Below are 19,313 nucleotides of genomic sequence, written 5' to 3'. Positions count from 1 at the left end.
AGGGCACCAACGACCACGTCGGCTGAGGGGGTTTTCCATGGGTGAGTGGCGCGAGCGTCGCCTGGACGAATTGTTCGCGGAGCAGGTGGCCAGGACACCGGACCGCACCGCGGTGGTGTTCGAGGGCCGGGCGGTGAGCTACCGCGAACTCGACGACCGGGCCGAGCGCCTGGCCGCCGTGCTCGCCGCGCGCGGGGCGGGCCCCGAGCGGTTCGTCACGCTGCTGCTGCCCCGCTCCGCCGACCTGGTCGTGGCGATCCTCGCGGTGCTGAAGTCCGGCGCCGGCTACGTCCCGATCGACCCGGAGTACCCGGCCGACCGCATCACCTACATCCTGGGCGACGCCCGCCCGGTGACGACGGTCACCACCGAGGACCTCCGGGACGCCCTGGCCGGGGAGCCCGCCGCGGCAGGGACGGACTGGCTGGTCATGGGCGCCTGGGAGCGGGCGGCGGCCGAGGCCGCGGCCCGCCGCGCGACCGGGGCGGACACCGTGCCCGTCCCGGCCGCCCCCCGCTCCCCGGAGAACCCCGCCTACGTCATCTACACCTCCGGCTCCACCGGCCGGCCCAAGGGCGTCGTCGTCCCGCACGGCAACGTCGCGCGGCTGCTGTCGTCCACCGCCCACTGGTACGGCTTCGACGAGCACGACGTCTGGCCGCTGTTCCACTCCTTCGCCTTCGACGTGTCGGTCTGGGAGATCTGGGGCGCGCTGCTGCACGGCGGCCGGCTGGTGGTCGTCCCGCACGCCACCACCCGCGCCCCCGCCGACTTCCTGCGCCTGCTGGTCGAGGAGCGGGTCACCGTCCTGAACCAGACGCCGTCGGCGTTCTACCAGCTGATGACCGCCGACCGGGAACACCCGGAACTCGGCGCCGAACTCGCCCTGCGCTACGTCGTCTTCGCCGGCGAGGCGCTGGACCTCGGCAAGCTCGCCGACTGGTACGAGCGCCACGACGACGGGACCGCCGGCGGCCCGACGCTGGTCAACATGTACGGCATCACCGAGACCACGGTGCACGCCTCCTTCCTGGCGCTGGACCGGGAGGGCGCGGCCCGCGCCGCGGGCAGCGCTGTCGGCGTCGCCATCCCCGACCTGGCCTTCCACGTCCTCGACGAGGACCTCAGGCCGGTGCCGGCGGGCGCCGAGGGTGAGCTGTACGTGGCCGGGCCCGGCCTGGCCCGCAACTACGCGGGGCGGCCGGGGCTGACCGCGGAGCGCTTCGTGGCCTGCCCGTTCGGCCCGCCCGGCGCCCGGATGTATCGCTCCGGCGACCTGGTGCGGCTCCTGCCCGACGGCGGCCTGGAATACCTCCGGCGCAGCGACGACCAGGTCAAGATCCGCGGCTTCCGGATCGAACTGGGCGAGATCTCGCACGCGCTGGCCCAGGACCCCTCGGTCGACCAGGCCGCCGTGGTCGTGCGCGACGACGCCTCGGGGGAGCGCCGGCTGGTCGCCTACGTCGTGCCGTCCGGCGACGGCCGCCCCACCCCGTCCCGGCTGCGCGCCGCGCTCGCCACCCGGCTGCCCGGCTACATGATCCCCACCGCCTTCCACACCCTGGCGGCCTTCCCGCTGACCGCCAACGGCAAGCTGGACCGCCGGGCGCTGCCCGCGCCGACCCGCGAGGACAGCGTCGACGCCGCCTACCGCGCGCCGGAGGGCGCCACCGAGGAGGCGCTGGCCGGCATCTGGCGGGAGGTGCTCGGTGCCGAACAGCTCGGCGCCGAGGACGACTTCTTCGAGCTGGGCGGCGACTCGCTGTCCGTGGTGCGGGTGCTGTCGCGGATGCGCACCGCCCTCGGACTGCACCTGACCGCCGCCGAGTTCTTCGCCGCCCCCACGGTCCGCGCGCTGGCCCGGCGCCGCACGGCGGCCGGCACGGCGGAGGCCGAGCGGATACCGGCCGCGCCGCGCACCGGCGCGCTGCCGCTGTCCTTCACCCAGCAGCGGTTCTGGCTGTTCCACGAACTCGACCCGGGCGAGGTCGAGTACAACGTGCACTCCGCGCTGCGGCTGCGCGGCCCCCTCGACACCGCGGCGCTGCGCACCGCCCTGGCCGGGCTGATCGCCCGCCACGAACCGCTGCGCACGACCGTGCTGTCCCGGGACGGCCGCCCCACCGCGGTGATCGCCCCGGCCGAGGGCCACCCCGTGCCGCTGGACGTCCGCGACCTCACCGCGCTGACCGGCGAGGAGCTGGAGCGCGCCCAACGCCGGCTGCTGGCCGAGGAGGTGGCCCGGCCGTTCGACCTGGCCGCCGGTCCGGTCCTGCGGGTGCTGCTGATCAGCCGCAGCGACCGCGACCACGTCCTGGTGATCGGCGTGCACCACGTCGCCACCGACGGCTGGTCGATGGGGCTGATCACCGACGAGCTGAGCACCCGCTACCACGCCGCCCACCGCGGCGTCCCCGTGGAGCTGACGCCGCTGCCGGTCCGCTACGGCGACTACGCCGCCTGGCAGCGCACCCTCGCCGACGAGGGCCGACTGGCGCCGCAACTCGACTACTGGCGCGACCGGTTGGCGGGCGGGACACCGCTGCAGCTGCCCACCGACCGGCCCCGGCCCGCGGTGCGGACCTCCGCCGGCGCGGCGTACCGCTGCACCCTGGACCGCCGGCTGGTCGCCGGCCTCAAGGAGCTGGGCGCGGCCCACGGCGCCACCCTCTTCATGACACTGGCCGCCGCGCTCCAGGTCCTCCTCGCGCGCTGGTCCGGGCAGCGCGACATCGCCCTGGGCACCGCCGTCTCGGGCCGCGACCACCCCCAGGTCGAGCGCCTGGTCGGCGCGTTCATCAACACCGTGGTGCTGCGCTCCGACGTCCGCGGCGAGCTGCCGTTCGACGCCTTCCTCGGTGAGGTGCGCCAGACCGTGCTGGGCGCCTTCGCCCACCAGGACGTGCCGTTCGACCAGGTCGTGGACGCGCTGGGCGTCGAGCGCGACCCGAGCCGCACCCCGGTGGTGCAGGCGATGCTGCTGTTGCAGAACGCCCCGGCCGCCGCAGAGGAGTTCGCCGGCCTGCGCACCGAGACCGTCGCACTGCCGCGACCGGCCGCCATCTTCGACCTCACGGTGGACGTCACCGAGCGGGCCGGCGCGCTGGAGGTCTCGGTCGAGTACAACACCGACCTGTTCGACGCGGCGACGATCGAGCGGCTGGCGGGGCAGCTGCGGGTGCTGCTGGACGCCGTCCGCACCGCCCCGGGCACGCCGCTGCACGACCTGCCGCTGCTGACCGCGGACGAGCGCCGGACCGTGCTCCACGACTGGAACGACACCGCCACCCCGCTGCCCACCACGCTGGGCGTGCACCGCCAGTTCGCCGAGCAGGCGCGCCGCACCCCCGACGCGCTCGCCGTCACCCACCGCACGGAGTCCCTGACCTACGCCCGACTCGACGCCCGCGCCAACCAGTTGGCGCACTTCCTGATCGGGCTCGGGGTCGGCCGGGGCACGCCGGTGGTGCTGCACCTCGACCGCCGGCCGCAGCTGGTCGTGGCGATGCTCGCGGTGCTCAAGGCCGGCGGCGCCTATGTGCCGACCGCACCGGACACCCCCGCCGCGCGGCTCGGCCAGCTCCTGACCGAAACCGGCACACCGGTGCTGCTGACCACCGGCGGCCGGGCCGCGGGCCTCCCGGCCACCGCGACCGTCGTCGACCTCGACGCGGCGGCACCGCAGATCGCCCGCCGCCCCGCGGACGACCCCGGGGTCCCGACCGGCCCCGACGACCTGGCGTACATCGTCCACACCTCCGGCTCCACCGGCCGCCCCAAGGGCGTCGCGGTGCCGCACGGCGCACTGACCGACTACTGCGCCTGGCACAACGACGCCTGGGGCGTCCGCCCGCAGGACCGCGGCTCCTCGGTGGTCGGGCTCGCCTTCGACGTGGCGGTCGGCGAGGTGTGGCCGTACCTCTGCGTCGGCGCCCGGGTGGACCAGCCCGACCAGGAGACGCTGGACGACCCGACGGCACTGGTCGAGTGGTTCACCGCGAACGGCACCACGGTCGCCTATCTGCCGACCCCGCGCATCGAGTCGCTGCTGGACGTCCCGGCGATCACCGGGACCCGGCTGCGCACCCTCATGGTCATCGGCGACTCGCTGCGCCGCCGGCCCCAGCCTGGGCTGCCGTTCACGCTGGTCAACGCCTACGGCCCGGCCGAGGCGACGGTCGCCGCGACACAGGCGGCCGTCGCACCGGCTGCCCCGCACGGTGCCGGCGCGCCCACCGGCCTGCCGTCCATCGGCGCCCCCCTGTACAACACCGCCGCCTACGTCCTCGACGACCGGCTCCGCCCGGCCCCCGTCGGGGTGCCCGGCGAGCTGTACCTCGCCGGCGAGGGGCTGGCCCGCGGCTACTTCGGCCGGCCCGACCTGACCGCCGAGCGCTTCGTGGGCTGCCCGTTCGGCCCGCCCGGGACGCGGATGTACCGCACCGGCGACATCGTGCGCTGGTTGCCCGACGGCACCCTGGACTTCCTCGGCCGCGCCGACAACCAGGTCAAACTCCGCGGCTACCGCATCGAGTTGGGCGAGATCGAGAGCGTGCTGGCCCGCCGGCCGGAGCTCGCGCAGGTCTTCGTCACGGTCCGCGAGCCCGCACCGGGCCGGCGCGCGCTGGTCGCGTACGTCGTCCCCGACCGGGGCGCGGCGCCCGACCCGGAGGAACTGGCCGCGCACCTGGCCTCCGCGCTGCCGGAGTACATGGTCCCGTCCTCCTTCGTCGTGCTCGACGCGCTGCCGCTGACCCCGAACGGCAAGATCGACCGGCGGGCGCTGCCCGACCCCGAGCCGGCTGCCGGCGGGACCGCCTACGCCGCGCCCCGCAACGCCGTCGAGGAGGCGCTGGCCGCCGTCTGGGCCGAGGTGCTCGACGTCGAACGGATCGGCGTGCACGACAACTTCTTCGCCCTGGGCGGCGACTCGATCGCCGGGCTCCAGGTCGCCGTGCTGGCCCGCAAGGCCGGTCTGCGGCTGGCGTCCAAGGACCTCTTCCGGCTGCAGACCATCGCCGCACTCGGCCCGGCCGTGACCGTGGACCGGCGGCCCGCCGAACCGGAACGGGAGGTGGCCGGCCGGGCGTTCGCCCTGAGCGGCCTGGACGCCGCCGGCATCGCGCGGCTCGGCGCCACCGGCGCCCCGGCCGAGGACGCCCACCCGCTCACCCCGATGCAGAGCGGGCTGCTCTTCCACAACCTGATGGACACCGAACGCGGCCTGTACGTCGAGCACTTCCACTTCGTGCTGGACGGCATCCACGCACCGGAGCTGCTCGCCGACGCCTGGCAGCGGGTGGTGGACCGCACCCCGGTGCTGCGCACCGACCTGTTCTGGGAAGGGCTCGCCGAACCCCTCCAGGTCGTCCGGTCCGGCGCCCGGATACCCGTGGTGCACCTGGACTGGACCGCGCTGGACGAGGCCGGGCAGCGGACGGCGCTCGCCCGCCACCTGGCCGAGGACCGGGCACGGGGCCTCGATCTGCACCACGCGCCGCTGATGCGGCTCGCCCTGGCCCGGCTCGGCGGCGGCCGGCTCCAACTGGTGTGGACCTTCCACCACCTGCTGCTGGACGGCTGGAGCGCGCTCCAGGTGCTCGCCGAGGTGCTGGGGGAGTACGCCGCGCTCGCCGACGGCGTGCCGTACACCGCACCGGAGCGGCACACCTACGCCGAGTTCGTGGCCTGGCTCGCCGCCCAGGACGGTGCCGCGGCCGAGAAGTACTGGCGGGCGGCGCTCACCGGACGCGAGTCGCCCACCCCGCTGCCGTACGACCGGCCGCCCACCGGCACCCACCGGGCCGCCCCCGACGCCACCCGCACGGTGCGGCTGTCGACCGCGGAGACCGCCCGGCTCGGGGAGGTCGCCCGGCGCGCCGGGGTCACGCTGAACACCGTCGTACAGGGCCTGTGGGCGCTGCTGCTCGCCCGGTACAGCGGCGAACGGGACGTGCTGTTCGGCGCGACGGTCGCCGGCCGCCCGGACGACCTGGCCGGCGCCGAGTCGGTGATCGGGCTGTTCATCAACACCCTGCCGGTGCGCGTCGAGGTCGATCCGGACGCCGCCCTGCCGGCCTGGCTGCGCCGGGTGCAGGACGAGCAGGCCGAGGCGCGCGACCACGAGCAGGTCTCCCTCGCCCAGGTGCAGGGATGGGCGCCGGAGGGCTCGGGCGGCGCGCTCTTCGACTGCGTGCTGGCCTTCGAGAACTTCCCCGCCGAGGTGGGCGTCGCCCGCCGGTACGGCCTCCGGCTCGACGCGATCGAGGCCAGCAACACCTCCAACTACCCGCTGAACGCCATCGTCCACGCCGGCGACGCGCTCTCCGTGGTGCTGTCCTACGACACCGCGCTGTTCGACCCCGGCACCGTCGAGCGGCTGGCCGGGCAGCTGCGCACCCTGCTGACGGAGACCGCCCGCGACCCCGACCGCCGGGTCCGCGAGCTGCCCTGGCTCACGCCGGCCGAGCGGCACACCATCGTGGACACCTGGACCGACACCGCCTCGGCGTACCCGGTCGACCGCCGGCTGGACACGGTCATCGCCGAACGGGCCGCGGCCCGGCCGGACGCCGTGGCCGTCGTCGACGGCGAACGGCGGCTGACCTACGGCGAGTTGGACCGCCGGGCCAACCAGCTGGCACACCGCCTGCGGGCGGCCGGCGCCGGCCGGGGCACGCTGGTCGGGATCGCCGTGGAGCGCAGCGCCGAGGTCGTGGTGGCCATCCTGGGCACCCTCAAGGCGGGCGCCGGGTACGTCCCGCTCGACCCGGAGTTCCCCGCGCAGCGGCTGGCCGCCATGCTCGCCGAGTCCCGCCCCGCGGTGCTGCTCACCCAGGAGCACGTGCGGCCCGGACTGCCCCCGACCCGGGCCCGGGTGATCTGCCTGGACCGGGACCTGACGGCCGTCGCCGGGTACCCGGAGACCGCCCCGGAGGGCCCCGGTGGCGCCGGTGACCTGGCGTACGTCACCTACACCTCGGGTTCGACCGGCCGCCCGAAGGGGGTGATGGTCGAGCACCGCTCGCTGTTCAACATCGTCACCGAGGCCGTCCGGCTCTACGACCTCGGTCCCGGCAGCCGGATGCTGCAGTTCTACACGATGAGTTTCGACGGCGGCGTCTGGGAGGTCTTCCTGACGCTGGCGTCCGGCGCCACCCTCGTCATCGCCACGCCCGAGGCGCGGCAGAGCCCGGCCCGGCTCGCCGAGCAGCTGCGCGCGGAGTCGATCAGCGCGCTGACGCTGCCGCCCGCGGTGGCCGCGGTGCTGGACGCCTCGGCACTGCCCGGCGTGCGCAGCCTGGGGCTGGCCGGCGACGTGCTGGCGCCCGAGCTCGCCCGCGAATGGGCCCGCGGGCGGCGGCTGTTCAACATCTACGGGCCCAGCGAGGTGACCCTGTCGGTGGCGCTGCACCGCGTCGACCCCGAGGCGACCGGCCGCCGGGTGCCGCTCGGCCCGCCGGTGCCCAACACCCGCTGCTACGTCCTGGACGAGCGGCTGGCCGTCGTACCGGTCGGTGTCACCGGAGAGCTGTACCTCGGCGGCGCGGGCCTGGCCCGCGGCTATCTGGACCGCCCGGACCTGACCGCCCAGCGCTTCGTCGCCGACCCGTTCGGCCCGCCCGGCAGCCGCCTCTACCGCACCGGCGACCTGGTGCGCTGGACCCCCGAGGGCCGGCTGGAGTTCGCCGGGCGGGTGGACAACCAGGTCAAGATCCGCGGCTACCGCGTGGAGCCCGCCGAGGTGGAGAGCGCCCTGCTGCGCCAGCCCGGCGTCGCGGAGGCGGCGGTGATCGCCCGGGACGACGGCACCGGCCACAAGCGGCTCGTCGGCTACGTCGTGACGGACCCGACCGGCCCGGCCGGCCCGACGGGCGGTACGGCGGCGGACACCACCGCACTGCTGCGCGCCCTGGCGGGCGAACTCCCCGGCTACATGGTGCCGTCGGCCCTGGTCGCCCTGGCGGCGCTGCCGCTCGGCCCCACCGGCAAGGTCGACGTCCGGGCGCTGCCCGCACCGGACCCCGCCGACCGGGCCGCCGACGGGCCGATCGCCCCCCGCACCCCCACGGAGGAGGCCCTGGCCGCCATCTGGGCGGAACTGCTGGGCCTCGCACGGGTCGGGGTCGAGGACAACTTCTTCGACCTCGGCGGCGACTCCGTCACCAGCCTGCGACTGATGGCACGGATGAGCGGCGCGTTCGGCGTGGAGGTCTCGCCCCGCGACTTCTTCGACGCTCCCACCATCGCCGCACTCGCCGAGCGCCTGGAGGACACGATCCTGGCGCAGTTGGAAGAAGCCGTCGGAGGCGGCGCCCTATGACCAGCTCTGCACCGGACCAGTCCGAGAACCCGACCACCGCCCCGGCGTCCCGGGCCGCACGCACCGCCGCGCTGCCCGCCCACGCCCGGGAGCTGCTGCGCGCCCGGCTCGCCGGCAAGGCGGCCGCGGCGCCCGGCGCCGAGCCGATCCCCCGCCTCGGGCACGACGGCCCGGTCCCGCTCTCGCCCGCCCAGGAACGCCTGTGGTACCTGCACGAACTCGAACCGGACAGCAACGAGTACAACACCCTGCGGGTGCTGCGGCTGCACGGCCGGCTCGACCTCGACGCGCTCACCGAGGCGCTGACCGGAGTCGTCGCCCGGCACGGGGCGCTGCGCACCACGTTCGACTCCCGTGACGGCCGGGCGCAGCAGACCGTGCACCCGCCGGGTAAGCCGGAGTTCCCGCTCGTCGACCTCTCGGCGGCCGCCGACGACGAGCGCGACGACGCGCTGCGCACCCTGCTGCTGGCCGAGGCCCGGCGCCCGTTCGACCTGCGCCGCGGCCCGGTGCTGCGGGCCCAGCTGGTCCGGCTGGCCGCCGACGACCACGTCCTGGCGCTGGGCCTGCACCACATCGTCACCGACGGCTGGTCGACCGGCGTCCTCCAGGGCGAGCTGACCGCCCTCTACACCGCCGCGGTGCGCGGGGAGCCGGCCCGGCTGCCCGAACTCCCGGTCCGCTTCACCGACGTCGCCGCCTGGCAGCACGACCGGCTGACCGCCGAGCGGCTGGCCGAGGGGCTCGACCACTGGCGTCGCGCGCTGGCCGGGCTGACCCCGCTCGACCTGCCGACGACCCGGCCGCGGCCGCCGGTGCGCACCAGCGCCGGCGCGCTGCACACCTTCGAGGTCCCCCCGCGGCTCACCGCCGGGCTCAAGGCACTGGGCCGGGAGCACGGCGCCACCCTGTTCATGACGCTGGTCGCCGCGGTCCAGCTGCTGCTGTCCCGCCGGACCGGGCAGGTGGACCTGGCGGTGGGCACCGCGGCGGCCGGCCGCGGCCGGCCGGAGACCGAGCACCTCGTCGGCTTCTTCGTCAACAACCTGGTGCTCCGCACCCGGATCGCGGAGGACCGCCCGTTCACCGAGCTGCTGACCGCCGTGCGCGGCACGGTCCTGGACGCCTTCGCGCACGAGGACGTGCCGTTCCAGCGGGTCGTCGAGGCGCTGCGGCCGGAGCGCGACCCCAGCCGACCGCCGCTGGCCGAGGTCGCGGTGAACCTCCACAACACCCCGCGCACCGGCACACAGGTACCGGGGCTGCGGATCGAGGAGATGCTGCCGCCGGTGGTCACCTCCAGCATGGAACTGGCCTTCGACTTCACCGAGCGGGACGGCCGCCTGGACGGGCATCTCACCTACAACACCGACCTGTTCGACGCGGACGCCGCCGCGCGCACGGCCGCCGGGCTGCTCACCCTCCTCGACGACCTGACGGCGCGGCCCGCCGTCCCGGTGGCGGAGCTGGCCGTGCTGCCGGCCACCGAGCGCCGCGAGGTGACCGAGGAGTGGCCGCACTCCGGGCCCGGCCGGCCCGCCCGCACCATCCCGGAACTCTTCGCCGAGCAGGTGGCCCGCACCCCCGAGGCCGACGCCCTGGTCACCGACGAGGAGACCCTCGACTACGCCGAACTGGACGCCCGCGCCAACCGGTTGGCGCGGCTGCTGCTCGCCCGTGGCGCCGGCCCGGAGAAGCTGGTGGCGCTGGCGCTGCCGCGCTCCGCGGAGACCGTCGTGGCGATCCTCGCCGTCCTCAAGGCCGGCGCCGCCTATCTGCCGTTGGACCCCAGGAACCCGGCCGAACGCAACCGGCTGATGGTCCAGGACGCCCGCCCGCTGCTGGTGCTCACGGTGTCCGGCTTCGACGGCGGCACCGACCTCGGCGCGCCCGCCCTGCTGCTCGACGGCCCCGAGGCCGACACCGCCCGGTACGACGGCGCCCCGCCGACCGCCGACGAGCTGCCGGCCCTGCTGCTGCCCGGCCACCCGGCGTACGTCATCTACACCTCCGGCTCGACCGGCCGCCCCAAGGGCGTGGTGGTCACCCACGCCGGTGCGCACGGCCTGGCGGCGGGACAGTCGGCGCACTTCCGCTCCGGCCCCGGCGCCCGGGTGCTGTCCTTCGCCGCGCTCGGCTTCGACGCCGGCTTCTCCGAGTTCGGGATGGCGCTGCTGTCCGGCGGCGCGCTGGTGGTCGTCGACCAGGAGCGCATCCTGCCCGGCCCGTCGCTGACCGAGGTGCTGGCCGCACACCGGGTCACCCATGTGACGCTGCCGCCCGGCGCGCTCTCCGCGCTCACCCCGGGCACGCTCCCCGCGGACCTGACGCTGATCGTGGCGGGCGAGAGCTGCCCGCCGGCGGTGGCCCGCACCTGGTCGGCGCACCACCGCATGATCAACGCCTACGGTCCGACCGAGGCCACCGTCTGCGCCAGCATGAGCCGTCCGCTGACCCCCGACACCGTCGGTGCGGCGGTCCCCGTCGGCCGCCCGCTGCCCGGCGTCCGGGTCAGCGTCCTGGACGACCGGCTGCGCCCGGTGCCGGCCGGCGTCCCCGGCGAGGTGTACCTCTCCGGCATCGCGCTGGCCCGCGGCTACTTGGGGCGTACCGCGCTGACCGCGGAACGCTTCGTCGCCGACCCGTACGGCCCGCCCGGGAGCCGGATGTACCGCACCGGCGACCGCGCCCGCTGGCTGCCCGACGGCGACCTGGACTACCTGGGCCGCACCGACGACCAGGTCAAGGTGCGCGGCTTCCGGATCGAACTCGGCGAGGTCGAGGCCGTGTTGTCCCGCCACGACGGCGTCACGGCGGTGGCCGCCGCGGTCCACAAGGACGAGCGCGGCACCCGCCGCCTGGTCGCCTACGCCGTCCCGGCCGCCCCGACGGGCCCCACGGGTTTCGCGGACACCGACACCGCCGCCCGCCTGCGGGAGTTCGCCCGCGGCGCGCTGCCCGAGCACATGGTGCCCTCGGTCGTCGTCCTGCTGGACCGCCTCCCGGAGAACGCCAACGGCAAGGTCGACCGGCGGGCGCTGCCGGCACCCGACCTGCGCCGGACGGGCCACGCCCCCCGGATCGCCCCGCGCACCCCGGCGGAACGGACCCTGGCCCGCATCTGGTCGGAGGTCCTCGGCGTCGACGACCTCGGTGTCGAGGACAACTTCTTCGACCTGGGCGGCGACTCCATCCTCAGCCTCCAGGTGGTGGCGCGGGCCCGGGCCGCCGGACTGCGGGTGACCGCCAAGCAGACCTTCCTGCGGCAGACCGTCGCCGACCTGGCCGCCGAGGCCGTCGCCGAGGAGGCGACCGCCGGGCCGGCCGCGGCCGACGACGGCCCGGTCACCGGCGAACTGCCGCTCACCCCCATCCAGCACTGGTTCTTCGACACCCTCGGCGCCAGCCTGCGGCAGTTCAACCAGTCGCTGTACCTGGAGCTGGCCGAGGACCCGGACCACGGGGCGCTGCGCACCGCACTGGCCGCGCTGACCGCGCACCACGACGCGCTGCGGCTGCGCGCGGAGCCCGACGGCGACCGGTGGCGGCTGCACCACGCCGCCGCCGAGACCGGCGAACTCCTCGTCCCCGTCGACCTGTCCGGCCTCGCCCCGCAGGCCCAGGACGCGGCGATGACGGCCGCGATCGACGCCGCCCAGCGCGGCTTCGACCTGGCCGAGGGGCCGCTGCTGCGCGCCCGGCTGTTCGCCCTCGGGGCCGACCGGCCGGCCCGGCTCTACCTCGTCGCCCACCACCTCGTCGTCGACGGGATGTCCTGGCGCATCCTCCTGGCGGACCTGGAGACCGGCTACCGCCAGGCGCTGGCCGGCCGGCCGGTCGACCTGGGCCCGCGGACCACCTCCTTCCGCGACTGGTCGCGCCGGCTCTCCCGGCACGCCACCGAGGGCGGTCTGCGGGACGAACTTCCGTACTGGGAGGCCGCGTCGGCGGCCGCCCGCCGGGCCGCACCGCTCCCGGTGGACTTCGCCGGCACGCCGGACGGCAACACCGCCGGCTCCGCCCGTACGGTCACCGCGCGGCTCTCCGCGGCGGCCACCGACGCCCTGCTGCGCCAGGTGCCCGAGGCGTACCGCACCCAGATCAACGACGTGCTGCTGAGCGCGCTGGGCCGGGTGCTGGCCGACTGGACCGGCGGCGACCGGGTCCTGGTCGCCCTGGAGGGGCACGGCCGGGAGGACCTCTTCGAGGACGTCGACCTCAGCCGCACCGTCGGCTGGTTCACCACCGTCTTCCCGGTCGCCCTGCAACTGCCCGGCGACCGTGACTGGGGGGCCGTCCTCAAGAGCGTCAAGGAGCAGCTGCGGGCGGTACCGCGCAACGGCCTGGGCCACGGCGTGCTGCGCCACCTGGCCGGCCCCGACACCCGGCTCGCCACCGGCCCGGAACCGGAGGTCGGCTTCAACTACCTCGGCCGGCTGGAGGCGACCGCCGGACCCGGCGGGCTGGCCCGCGCGCTGCTGGACAGCCCGGGCGCCGAACGGGCCGCGGACCAGCGCCGGCACCACCTGCTGGAGATCAACGGCCAGGTGACCGGCGGCCGGCTGGAGTTCGCCTGGACGTACTCCGCCGAGCGGCACCGCACGGAGACGGTCGAGCGCCTCGCGGCGGCGTTCATGGCCGCCCTGGAGGCGATCGTGGCGCACTGCGCCGAGCCCGGCTCCGGCGGCGCCACCCCCTCCGACTTCCCGCTGGCCGCCCTCGACCAGCCCACCGTGGACCGGATGGTCGGCGACGGCCGGGCGGTCGAGGACGTCTACCCGCTCACGCCGATGCAGAGCGGCATGCTCTTCCACGCGCTGAGCGAGTCCGGACGCGACCCGTACACCGGGCACTTCGGCGTCCGGATCGACGGGGTCACCGACCCCGGGGCGCTGGCCGCGGCCTGGCAGCAGGTCGTGGACCGCACCCCGGCGCTGCGCACCGCGATCGTCTGGCAGGACGTCGCCGAGCCGATGCAGGTGGTGCACCGCACCGCCCGGGTGCCGGTGACCCACCACGACCTGCGGACGCTGCCCGAGCAGGACCGGCGGGCGGCCCTGGACGAGCTGTGGGCGCGGCGCACCGAGACCGTCGTCGACCTCGCGCAGCCGCCCGCGCTGCGGCTGACCCTGGTGCGGCTGACCGACACCGCGGTGCAGATGTACTGGACCTCGCACCACATCCTGATGGACGGCTGGAGCTTCGCCGGGCTGCTGTCGGAGGTGTGCGCCGGCTACGCCGCGCTGACCGGCGGCCCGCGGTCCGCCGCCCCCGCCCGCCGCCCGTACCGCGACTACGTCCGCTGGCTGGGCGAACAGGACGAGGCGGCGGCGCGGGCCCACTGGCGGTCGGTGGTCGAGGGCTTCACCGTGCCGACCCCGCTGCCCTACGACCGGCAGCCGGTGAAGGCACACGGCACCCGCTCCTCCCGCGAGGTGCAGGTCACGCTGTCCGCCGAGCGCACCGCCCGGCTGACCGAGGCCGCCCGGGCGGCCCGGCTGACCGTCAACACCCTGGTGCAGGGCGCCTGGGCGGCACTGCTGGCCCGGTACTCCGGCGCCGCCGACGTCTGCTTCGGCACCACCGTCTCCGGTCGGCCGGCGACCCTGCCGGGCGCCGAGGCGATGGCCGGCCTGTTCATCAACACCGTTCCGGTGCGGGCGCGGCTGGACGGCACCCCGGCCGTCGAGTGGCTGCGGGACCTCCAGGGCGCACAGCTCGACTCCCGGCAGTACGAGCACGTCTCGCTGGCGCAGATCCAGCGCGCCAGCGGCGTCCCGGCCGGCACCAACCTCTTCGACAGCATCGTGGTCTTCGAGAACTACCCCTACGACGGCGACGCCGCCGCCGCGTACGGCCTCGGGCTGGGCACCTTCCAGGGCGACGAGGTCACCAACTACGCGCTCACCCTGACCGCGTACGCGGCCGACACGCTGCACCTGAACCTCGGCTACGACCCGGACCTGTTCGACGAGGCCACCGTGCGCCGGCTGACCGGGCACCTGGCGACGCTGCTCGACGGCATCGCCACCGCCCCCGGCACCCCGATGGACGACCTGCCGCTGCTCGACGCGGCGGAGCGCGAGCGCCTCCTGGTGCGCTGGAACGACACCGCGACCGCCTTCCCGCCGCCCCGGCCGGTCCACGAGCTGTTCGCCGAGCGGGCGGCCCGCACCCCGGACGCGGTGGCGGTCACTGACGCCGAGCGTCGGCTGACCTTCGCCGAACTGGAGACCCGCGCCAACCAGTTGGCCCACCACCTGGTCGGCCTGGGCGTCGGCCCCGGCACCCTGGTCGGGGTCTGCGCCGACCGCGGGGTGGACGCCGTGGTGGCGCTGCTGGGCGTGCTGCGGGCCGGCGGCGCGTTCGTGCCGCTGGACCCGGCCTACCCGGCGGAGCGGCTGCGGATCATGCTGACGGACGCCGCGGTCCCGGTCGTGGTGACCGAGGAGCGGCTGCTCGACCGGGTCGCCGGCCACGACGCGGTCACGGTCTGCCTGGACCGCGAACTGCCCCTGCTCCAGGGGCTCCCCGCCGGACCGCCGCAGACCGCCGTCACGCCCGAGGACCTGGCGTACGTCATCTACACCTCCGGCACCACCGGCCGGCCCAAGGGCGTGATGGTCGAGCACCGGCACGTCCACCACATGCTGCACGGCTGGGACCGGCGGTACGGCCTGGCCGCCCTGCGGCCGCGGGCACTGTCCGTCTCCAGCATCTCGGTCGACCTCTTCTTCAGCGACTTCCTGCTCTCCGCCCTCTTCGGCGGCACGATGGTGATCTGCCCGCAGGACGCGGTCGCCGACCAGGTGGCGCTGACCGACCTGCTGTTGGAGAGCCGGGCCCAGCTGATGGTGACCGTGCCGACGCTGGCCCGCGCGGTGGTCGCCGAGCTGACCTGGCGCGGAATCCGGCCGGAGGACCTGCGGGTGCTGATGGTCGGCTCGGAGGGCTGGCCGGCCGACGCCGCCGCCGAGATCCTCGACGGACTGGCGCCGGGCACGGTGCTGGTCAACGCCTACGGATCGACCGAGACCACGGTCGACTCCACGGTCTTCCAGCTCGGCCGGGACCCGCTCGGGGACGCCGCGTTCGTTCCCGTCGGCCGGCCGCTGGCCAACACCCGGATCTACGTCCTGGACGCCCGGATGCGCCCGGTGCCCACCGGCGTCGCCGGCGAGTGCTACATCGGCGGCGACGGCGTCTCCCGCGGCTATCTGGGCCGCCCGGAGCTGACCGCCGAACGCTTCCTCGACGACCCGTTCGCACCGGAACCCGGCGCCCGGATGTACCGGACCGGCGACCTGGCGCGCTGGCGCGCCGACGGGAACCTCGAATGCCTGGGCCGGGTCGACGACCAGGTCAAGGTCCGCGGCTTCCGGGTCGAACTGGGCGAGGTGGAGGCCGTGTTGGCCCGGCACCCGGACGTCTCGGCGGCGGCCGCCGCGGTCCGTCGGGACGACGGCGGACCGGCCCGCCTGGTGGGCTATGTCGTGCCCGCCGCCGGACGGGTCCCGGACCCCGGCGCGCTGCGGGCGTTCGCCGCCGAACGGCTGCCGGCGCCGGCGGTACCCACCGCGTACGTGGTGCTGGACGCGCTGCCGATGACACCGAGCGGCACCGTCGCCCGGCGCGCCCTGCCGGCCCCGGCCGGCGGCCAGGACCCGGCCCGGCCGTACGCCCCGCCCACCGACGGCACCGAACTGCTGCTGTGCGGCATCTGGCAGGAGGTGCTGGGCATCGAACGGGTCGGCGTGCACGACAACTTCTTCGAGCTGGGCGGCGACTCGATCCTCAGCATCCGGGTCATCTCCCGCATCCGGGCGTCGCTGGGGGTGGCCCCCTCGCCCCGCCAGCTCTTCGACACCCCGACGGTGGCCGCGCTCGCCGCGGCCCTCGGCCGGCAGGCGCCCACGGACGGCGCCGGCCTGCCACTCGTCCCGGCCGACCGCGACGCCCCGCTGCCGCTGTCGTCCGCCCAGCAACGCCAGTGGTTCCTGCACGACTTCGACCCGGACAGCAGCGAGTACCACATCGTCACCGGCCTCCGGCTCGGCGGCACGCCGGACGCCGGGGCGCTGCAGCGGGCGCTGACCGGGCTCGTCGCCCGGCACGAGGCGCTGCGCACCACCTACGAGGCCGTCGACGGCGGCGCCCGCCAGGTCGTGCACCCGGCGGCCGAGGTGCCCTGGACCCGTACGGACCTGTCCGGGGTGCCGGCACAGCGGCGCGAGGACGCCCTGCGCGAGGAGGTGGCACGCGCCGCGGCCCGGCCGTTCAGCCTGGCCGAGGGCCCGGTGCTGCGCGCCGAGCTCTTCCGGCTCGACGCCCGGGACCACCTGCTGCTGCTGGTCGTCCACCACATCGCCACCGACGGCGCTTCGATGGCGGTGCTGTGCGAGGAGCTCGGCGTGCTCTACGCCGCGGAGCTGGCCGGCACCGCCCCCGCCCTGCCCGAACTCCCCGTCGCCTACGCCGACTACGCGGCCTGGCAGCGCCGGATGCTGTCCGGGCCGGCGCTGGACGGCCAGCTCGCCTACTGGCGCGAACAGCTCGCCGGGGTCCGCCCGCTGGCGCTGCCCACCGACCGGCCCCGGCCGGCGGTCCGCAGCTCCGCCGGCCGGATGCTGCTGGTGGACGTCGAACCGCGGGTGGCCGCCGGCCTCAAGGAGCTGGCGCGCCGCCACGACGCGACGCTGTTCATGGTGCTGACCGCCGCGGTCCAGCTGCTGCTGGCCCGCTGGACCGGCCGGCCGGACATCGTCGTCGGCACCCCCTCCGCCGGCCGCCCCCGGCAGGAACTCGAAGGCGTGGTGGGGCTGTTCGTCAACACCGTCGCGATCCGCTCCACCGTCGAGGCGGACCGCACCTTCGGCGAGCTGCTGGAGTCGGTGCGCGGCACCGTGCTGGAGGCGTTCGAGCACGCGGAGGTGCCGTTCGACCGGCTGGTGGAGGTGCTCCGACCGCGCCGCGACCCGAGCCGCAACGCACTGGTCGAGGTGTTCGTCGGGCTGGAGACGGACCGCTCGGCACCCCCGGCGCTGCCCGGTCTGACGGTCACCGAGGTCCCGTACGTCAGCGACGAGGTCAGCCACGACCTCAGCTTCGACTTCGTGGACCAGCCGGACGGGCTGCGGGCCGCGATCGGCTACAGCACCGCGCTGTTCGACGAGGCGACCGTCGAGCGGCTGGCCGGCCGGCTGCTGGCGCTGCTCGCCGCGGCGCCGGAGGACTCCCGCGCGGTGTCCGAGCTGGTGCCGGCCGGCCCCGGCGAGGCCGCCGACCCGGCGGCGTCCCCGAGCGCCCGGCAGGCCGGGCACGACGGCCCGGACGCGGAAGGGGACGACGACGCGGCATGGGAGGCGGCCGCGCCCTACCGCGCGCCCGCCACCGACGCCGAGCGGACCCTCGCGGAGATCTGGGCCGCCGTCCTGGGCGTGCCCCGGGTCGGCACCGACGACAACTTCTTCCAGCTGGGCGGCGATTCGCTGCTGAGCATCCAGGCCGTCCAGCGGATGCGGCAGGCCGGCCTGGCGGTGACCACGAGGGACCTGTTCGTCCACCAGAGCATCCGGCCGCTGGCCGCCCAGGCGGCCGACCGCGCCGCGGCGCGGGCCGCGGAGACCGGACCGGCCCCGGCGGCCGAGGACGCCGCCGCGGCGGGCCCGATCCCGCTCACCCCCGCCCAGCACGACTACTTCGCCGCCGTGCCGCTCGCCCCGCACCACTTCACCCAGTCCGTCCTGGTCGAACTGCACGCCGACACCGACCTCGCGGCGCTGCGCCGGGCGCTGACCGCGCTGGTCGACGGGCACGAGGCGCTGCGCCACCGCTTCGTCCGCGAGGCCGGAGCGTGGCGGCAGTACGCCACCGCGCCGCGGGCGGCGGACGTCCTGCGGCAGCACGACCTGTCGGAGCTGCCGACACACCAACGCGCCACCGCGATGGACGAGTTGGCGGCCGAGGCGGACGCCGGGCTGGCCCTGGGGTCCGGCCCGCTGTTCGCGGCGCTGCTGTTCACCTTCGGGCCCGGGGAGCGCCCGGCGCTGTTCCTGACCGCCCACCACCTCGTCGTCGACGGTGTCTCCTGGCGGATCCTGCTGGCGGACCTGGAGGACGGCTACGGCCGGGCCCGCGGCGGCGCACCGGTGTCCCCGGCGGCCCCCGGCAGCACCTTCGGCCGCTGGGCGCACCGGCTCGCCCGGCACGTCGCCGACGGCGCGCTGGACGCGGAGGCCGCGTACTGGCGGGGGCTGCCGCCCGCGACCGAGGTCCCCCGCGACGGCGTCGGCCCCGCGGTGGTGGAGTCCGTGCAGACCGTCACGGTGGAGCTGCCCGAGGACCTCAGCGAGGTGCTGCTGCGCCGGTCCGCCGGGGTGTTCCGCACCCGCTTCCACGAGGTGCTGTTCGCCGCGCTGGCCGGTGTGCTGTCGCGCTGGACGGGCGAGCGGCAGGTGGTCTTCGACACCGAGGGGCACGGCCGGGAGGAGCTCTTCGAGGACCTGGACCTGTCCCGTACGGTCGGCTGGTTCACCACCGAGTACCCGGTCGCGCTCGATGTGGGCGACGATCCGGACGACTGGCCCGCGCTCGTCAAGGGCGTGCGCCGGCAACTGCGGGCGCTGCCGGGCAACGGCTTCGGCTACGGCGCGCTGCGCCGGCTGGGCCCGGCCGGCTCGCCCGGCGCCGCACTGGCCGAACGCGCCCCGGCGCAGCTGGTGTTCAACTACCACGGGCAGGCCGACGAGGCCCAGCGCGCCGGGGGGAGCGGGCTCTACCACGCCTTCGGCGACCCGATCGGACGCGAGCAGCGGCCCGACGAGGTGGTCCGGCACCCCCTTGAGGTGGTCGGCGCCGTCCAGGCCGGACGGCTCCGCTTCACCTGGTACTTCTCGCGCAACGTGCACCACCGGGCGACCGTCGCCAAGGTGGCCGACGACTTCGCCGACGCGCTGCGCGCCCTCGCCCGACACGTCCAGGAGCGGTGACC

General features: G+C 75.9%; 2 protein-coding genes. Both read left to right on the top strand.

Translation table 11 applies throughout. From position 1 onward, the window contains the following. Positions 1-37: 37 nt before the first annotated feature. A complete protein-coding gene (locus tag K2224_RS22490) occupies positions 38-8,323 on the top strand; it encodes a non-ribosomal peptide synthetase (RefSeq protein ID WP_221908323.1) in 8,286 nt (2,761 codons plus the stop codon). After that, complete coding sequence (locus K2224_RS22485; RefSeq protein ID WP_221908322.1) at positions 8,320-19,311, top strand: non-ribosomal peptide synthetase; 10,992 nt, start codon at positions 8,320-8,322, stop codon at positions 19,309-19,311. Before K2224_RS22490 ends, K2224_RS22485 begins: the two co-directional genes overlap by 4 nt. The last annotated feature ends 2 nt before the right edge of the window (positions 19,312-19,313 follow it).

Source organism: Streptomyces sp. BHT-5-2 (genome assembly GCF_019774615.1).
Classification (GTDB): Bacteria; Actinomycetota; Actinomycetes; order Streptomycetales; family Streptomycetaceae; genus Streptomyces.
Note: the sequence above shows the minus strand (reverse complement) of the source record. Positions and strands in the feature narration are given on the sequence as shown.

Bases quoted from the DNA above. Each gene is read 5' to 3' on its own strand.
- K2224_RS22490 (WP_221908323.1), top strand. From the start codon at position 38: ATGGGTGAGTGGCGCGAGCGTCGCCTGGACGAATTGTTCGCGGAGCAG.
- K2224_RS22485 (WP_221908322.1), top strand. From the start codon at position 8,320: ATGACCAGCTCTGCACCGGACCAGTCCGAGAACCCGACCACCGCCCCG.